Genomic DNA, 15941 nt, shown 5'->3' with positions numbered 1-15941 from the left:
TAGCAGGAATGCCTTAAGACGGTAGTTTTTGAAAGCCAAGATAAGCACCGCTAAACCGCGCCTTACCCGAGGCGAGGAAGTGTTCAAAATCCCATGGCCAATCTGCCAATAGACCTCGAAACTGAGGGCGAAAAATATAGGCCTCGGCTGCAATAAATTCACCATCAACAAGCTGAACACGCACACTGCGGCGCTGGTAATAATCACCCTCAAACACGTCCAAACGACGCAGGCCTTCATCGCTCACATCGCGATACACAATGCCAGCTACCTCGGCGCTTTTGGCGCAAGTCTCAGGCAGCACTCCAGGATAATCCTCACCCCGCACTGCGTAGCGCCGATAGCCAGCCAATACCCCATTCTCAAATGTGGAATTCTCGCCGCATACCGCCGCCATAATATCGGCGCACATTAAACTGCCATAGGTAAACACATTCGCCATGGTGGCCTCAGCAATATTGATCTCGATAACATGAAGGTCATTAATAGGCATTCGGCTCGGGTCGCCAAAAAACCTGCTTTCTCTTAACAGCGCAGTATAATCTCTGCTAAGTTGAAGATACGTTATACGACAACATCGGCCTTTGCGCCGCAAGCTGCTAGGTATATAAAACTCATGACCACACCCCACTTTGACCTTATCATGACCGGCGAATTGGCGCCTGGCCACAGCCGCGATGCCGCGCTTACCCAGCTCTCTGCGCTCTTTAAGCGGCCAGTCGATCAAATTGAAAAGTTGCTCAATGGCCGACCTAATAGAATTCGAAAAGATCTGAGTGAGGCGGACCTACAGCGCTATCAAGCCCTGTTTGCCAAAATTGGGGTAATCACCCTAGCCCAAGCCAGTAGTGCCGCACCTAGGGGGGAAACAGCAACTCCGCCTGTTGCCGAACCAACGCCTCAAAGCGCTACGCCAACGACAAGCAGTCTCAGTATGAGCCCCCCTGGCACACCGGTTTTGCGCGAGGAAGAACGCCATTTTATCGCGACCGCCGCCCCCGATACCGACCACCTTAGCCTAGCCGCCAGCGGCGTAATCTTGGCAGACGCCGATGAGCGCCCACCAGTGCCCGAGCCCAATACCGATGATTTTAGTTTGGCGCAGGCTGGCGACGACTTACTTCCGCCAAGTCTCGCCCAAATAGAGGTTGACCTCGATGCACTAACCGCTGATCTCAGTCTCTGCGATATTGGCACACCAGTTTTAGACGAAAAACCAGCCGCCAATCACCCTACCCCTGACACCAGCCACTTAAGCTTGAAATAGCCGCCGCTATGTATAATAGCTTTGAATAGAAGATTGTAAGCGCGCCATTATTAAGACGAAAGCGTATCTTGCCGAGGAAAGCGCAATACCACCCGCAAGCCCGGCTTGTTATTTTTCAGTTCGATATAACCGTCGTGTAATTTCACAACCGCCTGCACCAAGCTTAAACCCAGACCGTTGCCAGGATGCTGACTGCGGCTGTGCTCAACACGGAAAAACCGCTGAAATACCTTCTCACGATCTTCTTCAGGAATACCGACGCCACTGTCGGCCACTTCAATCCGCACCACATTATTTTCCACGGCCAAATTCACCTGAACTTTACCGCCCGCGGGAGTGTACTTAATGGCGTTATCAACGAGATTAGCCACGGCCTGAAACAGCAGATTGCGATCGCCGTTAAAGCTGCCAACCTTCGCCAGGCCAGTGTGGAAAATTTGATCCTTCTCGCCCGCCAGCGGCTCATACAATTCAATAACATCCGACACCAATGTGCACAAATCGACACTGGCAAAACCAGAGCGGCGATTACCCGACTCCACTTGCGCGATACGCAACAGCGCACTAAAAGTACCAAGCAGGCCGTCGGCCTCTTCAATTAGGGCTTCCACTTCTTCACGGTTGCCTGGGTCAGCGCAATTATCATGTAAATTGCTGAGTTTATTGCGCAACCGGGTTAGTGGCGTGCGCAGATCGTGAGCGATGTTGTCAGATACCTGCCGCACCCCAATCATTAACACCTCGATTCGGTCTAGCATTTGGTTGACGCTTTCTGACAAGCGTAAAAAATCACCGCGACTGCTTTTAATATCAATGCGCTCAGACAAATCGCCCGACATGATCCGCCGCAGAGTAATATTAATGTGCTCCACTCGCCGTAAACTCAAGGCGGCAACAATAGCGCCACCAATAGTGCCCAGCAGTATGGTGGCGACCATGCTGCGCGTTAAGGCGCCGGCAACCAGTTTGGTGCTATTCAGCACATCCGCATAATGACGAGCCACCAAGACATGCTCACCGCCAGGCAATTGCTTTGATCTAGCGATAAATTCAGTGCCCACCGAGTCGGCGTCGTCGAGCATGGACTCAAAATTAAAGCCCAGCCAGCCGTTGCGATACTCTTCGCTGTCTGGCCATTCGTCGAGGTTACCAGCGACTTTATTGAGGTGTTCATCACCAACAAAGTAAAAAAATCGGATCAGACGATCTGGGCCGCTGTGCACTTGCACAAACTCTTCAACAGCCTGCTCCCCGCCCTCTTGGTAGGCCTGACTTAAGGCCCCCAGTTCGTCGGTAACCGAGTGATGAACTTCTGCGAAAAAGTCGTAGGCAATAAACGCGTAGATAAGCGCCAACACCATAAAAACCGAAAGGCTCAGCCACGCTACATAGCTAACCAAAAACCGGAAAGTGAAGCTGGTAAATATTTTACTGAGAATCATCCAACATATATCCAGCACCGCGTACGGTATTCAGCAGAGGCTTGTCAAAACCCTTATCAATTTTCTGACGCAGGCGGCTGATATGCACATCAATAACATTGGTCTGCGGGTCAAAATGATAGTCCCACACATTTTCTAAGAGCATAGTCCGCGTCACCACCTGACCAGCGTGACGCATCAAATACTCCAACAATTTGTACTCTCTAGGCTGTAAATTAAAAGGCTGGCCGGCACGCGAAACCTTGTGCGCGAGCAAATCCATTTCTAAATCAGCCACTTTAAGGCGTGTTACTGCTGATCCAGCCTCTTGGCGGCGCAGCATCACCTCAATACGGGCTAACAACTCGGCAAAGGCAAAGGGTTTAACCAGATAATCGTCACCGCCCGCCTTCAATCCTTTCACCCGATCGTCAACTTCGCCAAGCGCACTTAAAATCAGCGCTGGAGTGCTGTCGTTAGCCGCTCTGAGGGTTTGAATAATGGTAAGCCCATCTACATGGGGCAACATACGGTCAACAATCAGCGCGTCGTACTGTTCCGTTGTCGCCTTAACTAAGCCGGTTTTACCGTCGGCCGCGTGTTCAACCTGATAGCCGCTTTCGCGCAAGCCTTTAACTATATATTCCGCCACACTGGTGTCATCTTCTATCAATAAAACCCGCATTTAGCTTATTTCCCTTCCGATTTTATTTTTTATACGCGCCAATCGCGCCAGCCTTCGGCGGCTCCCTAGCCCCATCGAGACAAGACCGCAGTCGGCAAAGTACATCTACTTATTCTCCCTTAGTATGCGGGCGAGTAAGCTATTTTCCAACAGTTACAGCGCCGGTAACGGAGACTAAAGCAATGAATAATATAAAAAATGCTTACCAATCTGCTAAAACCCATTTTATATGGCTGAAAAGCCTCGCCGCCATTGCCTTGGGCTTGATATCACTGACTAGCGTCGCTGAAAACTGGGGCTCGCAGGCTCCAAACGATATAACACTGCCCCACGGTCAAAAGCTCGGCTACCAGCCCACGGTCAGCTTTTGCATAGAGCGCAATACCGTCAGCGGTAATTTCCAGGCCATTAATGCCAATCAGGCCCGTTTTAATCAGGTGTGGATGGACCAAGACAACGGCAAGCAAGGCGGCGATGCAGTTCGCGCCCTGCTCAAGATGGGCATTAAATCCCTGTATAAATCCTTTCACACTCGCAGCAGTGGCGCCAAACGCTACCTGCCAGACGAGGAGGGCCGCATTGCTGCCCCGAGTTTTACTCAATTTGAAACAGACTACACCGTGCACCTGCGCAGTGACTCGGTCACGCTCGGTGTTGCCCTCGCGTTTTAAGCCCGTAGATCACGCGCAAGCTCGCGTAGCTCTGCTACAATGCGGCAGTTTTTGAACTTGGGCTGCTCTAAATGACTACCGAACTCTCCGCTCCAGGCGCATTTCGCCGTCTCGCCGCCATTGTGTATGACTGTTTCTTATTATTCGCCATCTTATTTGTTGCCAGCCTAATTCCGGCGCTGCTACTTAGCCCAGAAATAATGAGCAATAACGCCGCTAACGATAGCGTGGTCCACGATTTGAATTCACCGCTGGAAGGCGGCTGGTACCGAGTCTATTTATTGAGTTTGATTGTCGCCTTTTACAGCTGGTTTTGGCGTAAAAGTGGCCAAACGCTCGGTATGCAAGCCTGGCGGATTAAGTTGGAAAGCAGCGATGGCGGCAAACCCAGCTGGGGCCAATGCCTGGTTAGGCTCGCAGTCGCGGTGCCGGCACTGGGGCTGGCCGGGCTGGGTTACTGGTGGATCTGGATAGATAAAGACGGCCTTGCTTGGCACGACCGGGCCTCGAATACACGTCTACGTGCACTGCCTAAACCAAGTAAAAAATAAATTGTTTATGCACGCCGGCTAAGCATATAAACACCCGCCATAAAACACACTACAATGGGTAGCAAACTGGCGTATATTGGATCAAAGCCATAGACCATGCTGGATGGCCCAAGAATATCTTGGGCCGTGCGAAAGACAATACCGACCATCACCCCCACAAAGATCCGAAAACCCATAGTGACATTGCGCAGCGGCCCAAAGATAAATGAGATAGCCACTAAAACCATGCCCATAATGGTGAGCGGCTGCAGCAATTTATTCCAAAATGCCAATTCATAGTCACCGGCATTCAAACCCTGCTTTTTCAAATAATGGGCGTAGCGCCACAAGCCGCTAATCGACAAGTCCTGTGGGTCTAATACCAAAATATTCAATAGGTCTGGCGACAGGCCTGAATCCCAATCCAGCTGCTGAAAATGCTGCTGGGTGGCGCCTTTATCAGTCAAGCTAACCACCTTGGCATCTTCAAGCGTCCAGTGACCGTCAATAAAATAGGCGCGCTCGGCAAAGGTGTTAGTCTCCAAGCGCCGGTCATCATCGAAACTAAAAATACTAACGCCAAACAACACGCCATTGGGCTGCACAGCATTAAAATGCATAAACTGCTGGCCCTCGCGGTGCCACATGCCGTGCCGCGAGTGGATATTGGCGGTCTTTTGCAGGGCTACCGCGCGCTGGCTTTCTGCTATTTGTTGCGACACTGGCGCAACAAACTCCGCCACGCACAGGCCCACTAAAGTCAAAATCAAAGTCGGTTTAATGACGGCCGCCAACAGCTGCCAGGTAGACACCCCTGCCGCGCGCATCACGATAAGCTCACTGCTACTTGCCAGCGAACCAAGTCCAGACAAGCAGCCAACAAGGGCGGCAAAGGGCAAATAATCGTAAAAGCTGCCCGGCGCAATCATCGCCACATACTTCAACACCGAAACAAAGGTGTAATCCCCGCGAATTTCCTTAAGGCCATCCACCAGTTCAGACAAAAGATCTAGGCCAACAATTACCATCAACACCAATAAAATGGCGCCGGCGACAGTGCGGCCGATATAGCGATTTAATTTACGCACGTCGACGTCTCCAACTCAGCACCCAGTGTCTGTGCATACTGTCCCTATACAACAGCAGCAAGCCAAGGACCAAAAACACCCCATGCACTACCCACATACCTGGAAATGCTGGCCACTGCCCCTTGGCAATAGCATCGCGCACTGCGTTTAAACAAACCAGATACACCATATAAATCATAAACGCAGGAAACATTTTGCCGTAGCGACCGCGGCGGTGATCGGTTTTACTCAACGACACCGCGATAAGCGCAGCGATAGGCACTAGCAGCCCCAGTGAGACCCGCCACTGGATTGCGGCAATATCTTCTAGCTGACTCGACCCCCACAGCGCGGAGGTGTCTTTGCCATCGAGCTCTTGGCGATAGGTTTTTTCCTCGGGATCGCGCAGCAATTGGTCAAGACGGTTAAAACTCGTTACTTGGTAGTCCATATCACCAGATTGGCCGACATAGCGGACGCCGCTGTCTAACACCAAATACCGCAGTCCCGTTTTTTCATCGACCTGAAAACGCCCCTCGGCCGCAGTAACTAAAGATAACAAGGGCCGGCCGTCGGCCTGCACTGGCTCAGGCTGGGCAATAAACACCCCTGTCATGGTCTGATCGTCGCGATTGGCTTTTTCGATGTAGGTCACCCGACCGGAAGCCTTATCTAAGCGAAAGCGTCCCTCAACCGCCGCTTTAACACCGATCTCTGATTTACTGTCGGCCAGCAGGTCGAGATAGGCCTGAATTCCAGACGGGGTGAGAATTAAGCTCACGTAGGCGACGATGCCCGCGGTAAATAGAGCTGGAATCATGGTATAGGTCAGCAAGCGGCGGCGACTCATACCACAGGCACTCATTACCGTCATTTCGCTGTCGACATAGAGCCGGCCATATGACAATAAAATACCGATAAACAGGCCAAGGGGTAACACGACTTCTAGGAAATTGGGTAAGCGGTATAACATCACGAGCAGAAGCACGTCGGGAGCAAAATCCCCAGACGCTACCTGCCCTAGGTACTTCACAAAGCGGCCGCTCATGATGATGACCAACAAGGTCAAGGTCACGGCAAACACCGTCTTCAGCATCTCGCTGGCAAGGTACCTAAATAAAATCAAACAGCCATATCTCCATCGCCCCAGCTCATTCACTATTGCTCAGAGCACGCTATGTCTTTGCGTCTAAGTATTTCACGCGCAGATGATACCCTTTACACTAAGCTCAGAACACTGCCTTTACGCCGCACCGTTGCCAATAAATTCATTCGGTCCATAATAATGGCAAACATTATCACTAATCCGCCCACTGTCTGCGAGAGTATCCATGCAAATTAGCCTTAAGCCCTGCAAAGATGTCACCACTGTTAATACCGATTGTCTGATCCTCATCACCGATGCGGCCCTGAGTTCAGACCTTGCAAAAACCGTGGACACAGCCAGTGGCGGCGCACTCAGCCAATTAATTAAACGTGGCGATTTTAAAGCCAAAATTGCCGAGACACTCTACCTGCCAACCGTGAGCGGCCTCAAAGCCCGCCGTTTATTGGTGATTGGCGCCGGTGACAGCGCCAGCCTTAGCGACAGCAATTTTGATAAAATTATTCAGGCCAGCATCGCAACCCCCGCTGCAGCAGATTGCAAAGACGTCAGCTATTTACTCGATAACATCAGCATTAGCGACCGCAAGCCCACTTGGGCATACCAACGCATTTCGCAATTACTCGTCAGCTCAAGCTACCGCTACACCGCAACCGTTAGCAAACCCAAGACGCCACTATCGATGCGCCGCGCCACCCTGCAGGGCGCAAACACCGAAGCCAATCGCAAGGTCATCCAAGTCGGCATCAGCATTGGCAAAGGTATTAATACCGCCTGCGAACTCGGCGATTTGCCTGGCAATATTTGCACCCCAGAATACATTGCCAGCGAGGCCCGCAGCCTCGGTCGCAAATTTGAATCGGTCACTGTAAACGTGCTCGACGAGAAGAAAATGAAACAGCTGGGCATGGGCGCGCTGCTGTCGGTAAGCGCCGGCAGCGACCAAGGTGCGCGCTTGATTGTTATGGAATATAACGGCGGTAAAAAAGGCACTCGCCCCCATGTATTAGTGGGCAAGGGCGTTACTTTTGACACCGGCGGTATCAGCTTAAAGCCCGGCGCTAAAATGGACGAGATGAAATACGATATGTGCGGCGCCGCCAGCGTGGTCGGCACGATCAACGCCATTGCCGACATGGACTTAAAACTTAATGTGATTGGGATAGTTGCCGCCGCCGAAAATATGCCCAGCGGCGGCGCAACCAAACCCGGCGATGTGGTGACCAGCATGTCTGGCCAAACCATTGAAATACTCAATACCGATGCCGAGGGCCGCTTGGTATTGTGCGACGCCCTTACCTATGCTGGACGCTACAAGCCCGCATCGGTCATCGACATTGCCACCTTGACCGGTGCCTGCGTTGTCGCCCTCGGCAAGCATGCATCGGCCGTATACAGCAATGAAGACAGCTTTGCCCAAGAACTACTCGTTCAGGGTCAGCTCGCCCAAGACCGCGCATGGCATATGCCACTGTGGGACGACTACCAAAACCAGCTCGACAGCAACTTTGCCGATATGGCCAATATCGGCGGCCCCGAAGCCGGCAGCGTCACTGCCGCGTGTTTCCTGTCGCGCTTTACCAAGGACTACCGCTGGGCTCACCTCGATATCGCTGGTGCCGCGTGGCTTGGCGGCGCCAACAAGGGTGCAACCGGCCGGCCGGTGAGCTTGCTCTGCCACTATTTAATGAGCAAGGTCGGCAGCTAAGCCATGACCAAGATAGACTTTTACATCCTTAATCAGGACACCGCCGCAGCGGCAATGCTATACGCCTGCCGCTTGGCGGAAAAAGCCTATCGCAGTGGCCGCGAGGTGTATTTGCATTGCGAAGACGGCGACGCCGCCGACGCAATCAATCAATTGCTGTGGAATTTCCGCGACGAGAGTTTTATTCCCCACAGCTGTCATCCCGCCGACACTAACCCAGTATTGGTCGGCTGCGGTGAGTACGCCGGGGAGCACTGTGATGTATTGATTAATACCGCGCGGGAAACCCCCGCCTTCTTTAGTCGCTTTCAACGCCTTGCCGAGATTGTCAGCAAGGATGAGGCAAGTCTAAAGGCATCGCGGCAGCGTTATAGTTTTTACAAGAATCGCGGCTACCCGCTAAACTCGCACACCATCAACAGCTAGCAACGATTATTATGGCCAAAGACAAAGCACCCCTGCTTGGGGAATTAGAAGCCCTGCAAGCGGTACTCCTCGATACCAATGGCATCGACCTCGCCTCAATCCCCTTGTTAGAGGACATTATCGAAATCGGCCCCAGCGCCGCTTTCCACGCCAAAAACCACGATGAACCACGCTTTAGCGACGCTGGCGTCGAATTCCAATACGCGCCACAAACAGTCGCCCAAGAACCAACGCCTCCAGCCTCCGCGCATCACCACGACGATGACTACGCACGTGAACTGTTAATTCAAGATGTGATTGACTCCATGATGCCCAGCATTGAAGCCGAATTGCGCAAACGTCTACTCAGCCTTGATGAATCCCTACTCGAGCGCTGGCACCAGCAAGCACACCACAACAGCTAATCACTGCCAAGAAAATACGCCTATATAAATCCCCCTCAGCTTTAGCCAGAACGGCCAAAACTCAGTATACTTGCTCCCTTTTTAATCGCCGTATTCCTATGCAGCCAAGTGAGTTCCGCCATGGCTGGCGCGGCGTCATTTATCGCTAAACACATTATCGAGACACCATGGACAAGACATTTCAGCCCGCCGACATCGAAACTAAGTGGTATCAAAACTGGGAAGAAAGCGGCTATTTTTCGCCGCAGGGTAAAGGCGACGCCTACAGCATCATGATTCCGCCGCCGAATGTCACCGGCAGTCTGCACATGGGCCACGCCTTCCAAGACTCCATCATGGATGCCCTAACCCGCTACCACCGTATGCAGGGTAAAAACACGCTCTGGCAAGTGGGTACCGACCACGCCGGTATCGCCACCCAAATGCTGGTTGAACGCAAACTCGCCGCTGAAACCGGCCAAACTCGCCACGACTTGGGCCGCGACGCCTTTTTAGACAAGGTTTGGGAGTGGAAGGAAGAGTCTGGCGGCACCATCACCCGCCAGCTGCGCCGCCTCGGCGCCTCGGTAGACTGGAACCACGAACGCTTCACCATGGACGACGGTTTTTACAAAGCCGTGCAGGAAGTTTTTGTTCGCCTCTACGACGACAAACTGATTTATCGCGGCAAACGCCTCGTTAACTGGGACCCCAAACTGCACACTGCCATCTCTGACCTTGAAGTCGAAAACACCGACGAAAAAGGCTTTATGTGGCACTTCCGCTACCCACTTGCCGACGGCGCCACCACTAGCGACGGCAAAAATTATCTCGTAGTTGCCACCACTCGCCCCGAAACCATGCTTGGCGACACCGCCGTTGCGGTGAATCCAAAAGATGAGCGCTACGCCTCACTGATCGGCAAATTTATCACCCTGCCCTTAGTTGGCCGTCAAATTCCGATTGTTGCCGACGACTATGTAGACCGTGAATTTGGCACTGGCTGCGTAAAAATCACTCCCGCCCACGATTTTAACGACTACGCGGTTGGTCAGCGCCACAAGCTGCCGATGATTAATATTCTCGATCAAAACGCCGCGGTGCGCACAGAAGCCGAAATATTCAATAGCGATAGCTCAGAGAATACCGAGCTCGATAAAACCCTGCCCGCCAGCTACGCTGGTTTAGACCGCTACGCGGCGCGCAAAATAATTGTTGCCGATTTAGACAGCGCAGGTCTGCTTGAAAAAGTCGACGACCACGCCCTTAAAGTACCCCGTGGCGACCGCTCAGGGCTGGTCATTGAACCCATGCTCACCGACCAGTGGTTTGTTGCCACCGCGGCCCTCGCCAAACCAGCGATTGAAGCGGTTGAAGACGGCCGCATCGAGTTTGTACCCAAGCAGTACGAGAATATGTATTTCAGCTGGATGCGCGACATTCAAGACTGGTGTATCTCGCGGCAGCTGTGGTGGGGCCACCGCATTCCCGCGTGGTACGACAGCGAGGGCAATATTTATGTTGCCCGCAACGAAGCCGAGGCCAGAGAAAAATATCAGCTAGCCGACAGTCTTGAACTCAAGCAAGATGATGACGTGCTGGACACCTGGTTCAGCTCCGCACTGTGGACTTTCGGCACCCTCGGCTGGCCTGAGCAAACCGAACGCCTGAAAACCTTCCACCCCACCGATGTCTTGGTTACCGGCTTCGACATTATTTTCTTCTGGGTGGCGCGCATGATCATGATGACCATGCACTTTAATAAAGACGAAAACGGCGAGGCGCAAGTGCCCTTCAAAACCGTTTACGTTACCGGCCTAATCCGTGACGAGCAGGGCCAGAAAATGTCCAAGTCTAAGGGCAACGTCTTAGACCCGCTAGATATGATTGACGGCATTGAACTCGACGCCCTGCTCGACAAGCGCTGCGGCAATATGATGCAACCCCAGCTCGCCGAGAAAATCGCCAAGGCCACCCGCAACACCTTCCCCGAAGGTATCGGCGCCCACGGCACCGACGCCCTGCGTTTTACCCTGTTCTCATTAGCCTCAACCGGCCGAGACATAAACTGGGATATGAAACGCCTTGAAGGCTACCGCAACTTCTGCAATAAAATTTGGAATGCCGCCCGCTACGTGCTGATGAACACCGAAGAGCAGGACTGCGGCATCAATGGCGAGGCCGTAGAGCTGAGCTTAGCCGACCGCTGGATCATCTCGCGCCTGCAGCAAACCGAGCAGACCGTTGCCGACGCCATGAGCGCCTACCGCCTCGACCACGCCTCGCAAGCCATTTACGAATTCATTTGGAACGAGTACTGCGATTGGTATCTCGAACTGTCTAAACCGGTACTCTGGGACGACAACGCCAGCGCAGAAGCCAAGCGCGGCACCCGCCGCACCTTGATTCGGGTTTTAGAAGCCACGCTGCGTATGGCTCACCCCTTTATGCCCTTTATCACCGAGGAAATTTGGCAGCGAGTAGCACCCATTGCCGGCATTAGCCTCAAGGCTGGCGGCGACACTATTATGCTGCAGGCCTACCCCATTGCCGCCAGCGAAGAAATTGACAGCGATGCGATTGCCGACGCCGAGTGGCTAAAAAGTGTCATTTTAGCCATCCGTAATATTCGTGGCGAAATGAACGTACCACCGGGCAAAACCCTCAGTTTGCTGCTTAAAAACGGCAGCGACGAAGATTTGCGCCGCCTCAATGGCAACCGCCAAGCGCTGAGTAAACTCGCCAAACTTGACGACATTCAGTGGCTAGCCGCCAGCGACGAAGCGCCCATGTCGGCAACGCAATTGGTTGGCAGCATGGAAGTATTGGTGCCGATGTCCGGCTTAATCGATAAAGTGGCTGAAATTGCCCGCCTTGAAAAAGAGATTCAAAAGCTCGACAAAGACATCCAGCGCATTCAAGGCAAACTCGGTAACGCTGGCTTCTTAGACAAAGCCCCAGCAGACGTTGTCGCCAAAGAGCAGGAAAAACTCGCCGCCCAGCAAGCCGCGCAGCAAACCCTGTCTGAGCAAATCAAGAGCATCCAAGCCCTGTAAGTAGCTCACAAAAAAGCTAATAGCGCCCTGCTATAACCGCCTAAACCGTAGACAAATACGCTAAAGCCGTTATAGTAGGGCCTAACACTGGCCCGATACCCCGCCGTATAGTGATGCTTGCACGTATTTGCCAAGCGCTGCATTTTTCAGCGCACCCCTCTCCTGCAGTACCTGCATTGCCTTTCTTTCCCCCATCTTTTGACCAAAATAAAGCCACAACTTACTGCTGGCCAAGCGCTACGGCCGACTTTTTTGCAAAAGCGATTCCTTTAGCATCATTCCCAACCACAAGTATTTCTACGAGGTACAACGATGAGTGAACGCGTTTCAGGAACAGTTAAATGGTTTAATAACGCGAAAGGCTTTGGCTTTATTAGCCACAGTGAGGGCAGCGATGTCTTTGTGCATTTCCGCTCTATTCGCGGCGATGGTTATCGCACCTTAGACGAAGGGCAAACCGTGGAGTTTAATTTAATTAATGGTCCTAAAGGCTTACAGGCTGAAGACGTGACAAAAGTCTGAACGGCAAAAAACAGATATAGCGGCGCAACGCTTAATCCGAGCCGATAAGCTGACAGGCCAGGGTCACCCGCCTATGGCTGGGTTTAGCACCCGTTGTTCACGCTCTAAGGCCCGCATTAGCGCCGAGGGTAATAATGGGTCCGTATACACCACATCCAAACCCAAAGTGGCCTTACCTCGCGGCCGCTCACTTAATTTAATAATCTTTAATTTTTGGTCCGTGCAACAATCCAATATTTCGTGATTGTCGGCACCGGCCAACACTATTCCCTCACCGCTTAACGCCTCAACTTGCGCCGCTAACTCTGCTGGCGATTCGAAGCATTGCAGCTTATAGCTATGCCGCTCAAGAGTTGCGGCTACCGCATTGCGCAGCAGTTTCTCTGGAATACAAGCTAAAACCGTAACGTTGCGAAGCGACTCAACAACAGGCGACACTTCAGGCACATCAAGGGCAATTTTCAGCGTAAAACAGGTATCTTGGCCAGCACTGCTGGTCAGTGAAAGGCGCCCCCCCATAAGCTTAACCATGCGCGACGCAATTGCTAAGCCCAGTCCGGTGCCGCCGAAACGACGGGTGCGACTATTTTCTATTTGCACAAACGGCTCAAAGAGTTGGCCGCGCTGTTCACTCGAAATACCAATGCCATTTTCGATGACCTTAATTTCCAAACGCTGCTGTCCAGTGCGCAAGCCAGATTGATCAGCAGACAAACCCAGCCGCAGCTGGATAATACCGTGCGGCGCGGTGTACACCGAGAACTTAATTGCATTATCAATTAAGGCCAGTAGCGCTTTGCGCAAATTGCCGGCGTCTGCACTAACCTGCGCAGGCAGATCAGCAGCTATGTGCAAAATAAAACGCTGTTTATTTTTGGCGAGCTGCAAGCCCACGCTGTCCGCAATACCTTCAACAAATTCAATGAGCTGGAATTCTTCTGGAACAATTTCCACGCCACCCGACTCAAGTGCCGCATAATCTAGAATATGGTCAAGTGTAGTTAATAGACTTAATGACGAGCGACGCACGGTATTGAGCATCATTTGCTGCTCTCGATCTAATTTCGTTTTTGCCAATAAATCAGCCATACCAATCACCCCATTCATTGGGGTTCTAATCTCATGGCCCATTACCGATAAGAAAGCCGCTTTTGCGCTATTGGCCGCCTCAGCGCTGACCAAAGCTTGCTCTAATTGCTGGGTGCGTAATCGAACTCGATCTTCCAGATTGCGATTCAAACGCCGCACTTCCCGCTCCACCTCTTTAAAGGAGGTTACGTCGGAATGCACACCCACCATGCGCACCACCTTTCCTTCTTTGTTACGCAGTGCGCAGCCACGACTCACAATGTCGTAAATCCGCCCGTCTCGACTCCGCAGACGGTGCTCAGTGCGGAATAATAAATCCTTACTCTTTAAAAACTGTGCCACCTCGCGCTCGACACGCTGCCGATCTTCACTGTGCACCGCATCCTTAAAAACCACAAAACCATTCAAGGGGTGCCCGTTCCGAATACCCATCATTTCTAGCCAAGACGCGCTAAACAACACTTCGTTAGCTTCTAGGTCCCAATCCCATAGCCCATCGCGCGACGCCGTCATCGTCATATCAAAGCGTTTCTGAAGATGCTGGTAGCGCTGATATAGGGCCCGCTGTTCGGTCACATCTCTAAAGCAAACCAGCAATACCTCGCCTTCACTGGTATCGAAATGGCCAAAATGCAGCTCGACGGGTAATTCCTTGCCCCCAGCATTCATAACCAACAGCTCGCGGCCCTTGACCATCTCACCCTTAGTATCGAGATAGTTTTTGCTGTAGAGCTGGTATTGCTGGCGAAAACGTTTGGGTAATAGCTGCGCCACCGACGCATGCTCATACCATTCGCGGGAATGACCTAAATACTCGGCAAGCGAATTGCTCGCAGCGAGAATTTCGCCGCTGCGGTTCGTCAGCAACACTAAGCCAGGCAGGTTGTCGATAAGGTGATTAAAGTTCTCGCGGGTTTCTAAAAGCAGCAAATGCTCACGGGCAAAACGCCGCGAAGTCACAATGCCACCAAACAATGGGATAAAGCCCAGCAATATAAAAAACACCACAATAGCTGACTGGGAGCTCCATAAACGGCGCTCATCCAAACCACCCGCTGCCAATTGAGCCATCCATTTCTTTTGATCGGCTCGCAAATTTTGCAGACCGGTAATCAGGGAGTGGGTATCTAGCTGCGGATTAAGTGGCAATATTATGGTGTCGACGCTTTCCGCATGATTTCGCTCATACGAAATGTAAATATTGAGCAAACTAGCGAGATCGGTGCGCATCGCCTTTGGAAAATCCGCCATAGCATCACTGAGTAAAAGCTGGCGTGCGGAGATGAGACGCGTGCGCGCGCTATCGGCAGCGAATAAGTCGCCCTCAGCCATAGCGTCAACCAACTCATTTATAGCGAGACCACGGTTGAGCACCGCATCCAAGGCAAACAGACCGTCTTCTCGGGAGTGATAGCTCTCAGCTAATTTCTCGCTCCTCTCGAGCTTATCAGACGCACCAAAAAGCGTAATAACTTCGGAGGCGGCGACCAGAAACATCAACAGAAACAAGGTCACTATCGACAGGTTCAGAATAACGCGATTCCGCCTAGCGTAGCTTGCTCCCTCCTTAGATTCCATCCAATCGCGCACGAATATACCCCAGCCTTAGTTAACACCATAATCATGCCTGCCCGCGGCGTCGGTAACTATGCGTAATTTCCACTAAAGTACCGCCGCGCAAGGGGGTTACGTTTATTAAGGGTAGCTGAAAATGACTTAAAACCCACAACCGGCGCATTTAATACCTGCCAATGGCCTGCCAACTCTTGGGTAAACATAAGCTCTGCCGCGACGTTTCCATTAGAAAATGCTATGCTTGCGCGCGGGTTTATCGCGTTCAGACCCACTAAACAACTTTGTGATATTTCAACTTCAGCTATATTTGGATTTTTATGTTATTGATAATTAGAACTATTCTTATTGCCACCTTAAGTTTTGCCAGTGTTTGGGCTCTACACCTTCTCGGTTTTAACACCCTACAAGCCGTTCCCGCCACCATCGTAGGCATTGC

Annotated in this window: 14 protein-coding genes; 8 read left to right on the top strand and 6 right to left on the bottom strand. The window is 52.0% G+C overall.

Features of this window, described 5'->3' with window-relative positions; genetic code table 11:
- Nucleotides 1-13: 13 nt before the first annotated feature.
- Nucleotides 14-493 carry a gamma-glutamylcyclotransferase family protein gene (locus AB4876_RS13575; protein WP_368382325.1) on the bottom strand — a complete coding sequence of 160 codons (480 nt, stop codon included), beginning with the start codon at nucleotides 491-493 and terminating at the stop codon, nucleotides 14-16.
- A gap of 123 nt (nucleotides 494-616) precedes the next feature.
- On the opposite strand from AB4876_RS13575, the gene AB4876_RS13570 reads away from it, so the two are divergent.
- The gene (locus AB4876_RS13570; RefSeq protein WP_368382324.1) at nucleotides 617-1267 is read left to right on the top strand and encodes a hypothetical protein; all 651 of its coding nucleotides are present in this window, start codon (nucleotides 617-619) and stop codon (nucleotides 1265-1267) included.
- A 50-nt stretch (nucleotides 1268-1317) separates the two neighbouring features.
- Here AB4876_RS13570 and AB4876_RS13565 read toward each other — a convergent pair whose 3' ends face one another.
- Together AB4876_RS13565 and AB4876_RS13560 are read right to left on the bottom strand one after the other, a co-directional pair.
- Nucleotides 1318-2709: a sensor histidine kinase gene (locus tag AB4876_RS13565; RefSeq protein WP_368382323.1), complete on the bottom strand. Its 1392-nt coding sequence runs from the start codon at nucleotides 2707-2709 to the stop codon at nucleotides 1318-1320.
- Nucleotides 2696-3373: a winged helix-turn-helix domain-containing protein gene (locus AB4876_RS13560; RefSeq protein WP_368382322.1), complete on the bottom strand. Its 678-nt coding sequence runs from the start codon at nucleotides 3371-3373 to the stop codon at nucleotides 2696-2698. The genes AB4876_RS13565 and AB4876_RS13560 overlap by 14 nt, the downstream gene beginning before the upstream one ends.
- Nucleotides 3374-3555: 182 nt before the next feature.
- Here AB4876_RS13560 and AB4876_RS13555 point away from each other — a divergent pair, with 182 nt between their 5' ends.
- Together AB4876_RS13555 and AB4876_RS13550 are read left to right on the top strand one after the other, a co-directional pair.
- The gene (locus AB4876_RS13555; protein WP_368382321.1) at nucleotides 3556-4044 is read left to right on the top strand and encodes a hypothetical protein; all 489 of its coding nucleotides are present in this window, start codon (nucleotides 3556-3558) and stop codon (nucleotides 4042-4044) included.
- A 71-nt stretch (nucleotides 4045-4115) separates the two neighbouring features.
- The gene (locus AB4876_RS13550; RefSeq protein WP_368382320.1) at nucleotides 4116-4595 is read left to right on the top strand and encodes an RDD family protein; all 480 of its coding nucleotides are present in this window, start codon (nucleotides 4116-4118) and stop codon (nucleotides 4593-4595) included.
- Between the two features lie 5 nt (nucleotides 4596-4600).
- Here AB4876_RS13550 and lptG read toward each other — a convergent pair whose 3' ends face one another.
- Both lptG and lptF read right to left on the bottom strand, forming a co-directional pair.
- Nucleotides 4601-5662 carry an LPS export ABC transporter permease LptG gene (lptG, locus tag AB4876_RS13545; RefSeq protein ID WP_368382319.1) on the bottom strand — a complete coding sequence of 354 codons (1062 nt, stop codon included), beginning with the start codon at nucleotides 5660-5662 and terminating at the stop codon, nucleotides 4601-4603.
- Nucleotides 5655-6767, bottom strand: a complete 1113-nt coding sequence (gene lptF / locus AB4876_RS13540; protein WP_368382318.1) for an LPS export ABC transporter permease LptF — start codon at nucleotides 6765-6767, stop codon at nucleotides 5655-5657. The genes lptG and lptF overlap by 8 nt, the downstream gene beginning before the upstream one ends.
- A gap of 205 nt (nucleotides 6768-6972) precedes the next feature.
- Between lptF and AB4876_RS13535 the strand changes: the two genes are divergently transcribed.
- The 5 genes from AB4876_RS13535 to AB4876_RS13515 all read left to right on the top strand — a co-directional run bounded on the left by AB4876_RS13535 (nucleotide 6973) and on the right by AB4876_RS13515 (nucleotide 12841).
- On the top strand, nucleotides 6973-8454 hold the full coding sequence (locus AB4876_RS13535) for a leucyl aminopeptidase (protein ID WP_368382317.1): 1482 nt from the start codon (nucleotides 6973-6975) through the stop codon (nucleotides 8452-8454).
- 3 nt (nucleotides 8455-8457) lie between these two features.
- Nucleotides 8458-8880, top strand: coding sequence for a DNA polymerase III subunit chi (locus AB4876_RS13530; RefSeq protein ID WP_368382316.1), 423 nt, complete (start codon nucleotides 8458-8460; stop codon nucleotides 8878-8880).
- 11 nt (nucleotides 8881-8891) lie between these two features.
- The gene (locus AB4876_RS13525) at nucleotides 8892-9284 is read left to right on the top strand and encodes a hypothetical protein (protein WP_368382315.1); all 393 of its coding nucleotides are present in this window, start codon (nucleotides 8892-8894) and stop codon (nucleotides 9282-9284) included.
- Between the two features lie 167 nt (nucleotides 9285-9451).
- Complete coding sequence (locus tag AB4876_RS13520; RefSeq protein ID WP_368382314.1) at nucleotides 9452-12319, top strand: valine--tRNA ligase; 2868 nt, start codon at nucleotides 9452-9454, stop codon at nucleotides 12317-12319.
- Nucleotides 12320-12631: 312 nt separating this feature from the next.
- Entirely contained in the window at nucleotides 12632-12841 is a 210-nt protein-coding gene (locus AB4876_RS13515) for a cold-shock protein (RefSeq protein ID WP_368382313.1), read from the top strand.
- Nucleotides 12842-12904: 63 nt separating this feature from the next.
- Here the strand turns inward: AB4876_RS13515 and AB4876_RS13510 are convergent, their stop codons facing one another.
- Nucleotides 12905-15520, bottom strand: coding sequence for a PAS domain-containing sensor histidine kinase (locus tag AB4876_RS13510; protein ID WP_368382312.1), 2616 nt, complete (start codon nucleotides 15518-15520; stop codon nucleotides 12905-12907).
- Nucleotides 15521-15941: the final 421 nt, after the last annotated feature.

The sequence above is a fragment of the Zhongshania guokunii genome (assembly GCF_040892635.1).
GTDB lineage: Bacteria > Pseudomonadota > Gammaproteobacteria > Pseudomonadales > Spongiibacteraceae > Spongiibacter > Spongiibacter guokunii.
The sequence above is the reverse complement of the archived record's forward strand: the minus strand, read 5'-3'. Positions and strand labels throughout refer to the sequence as shown.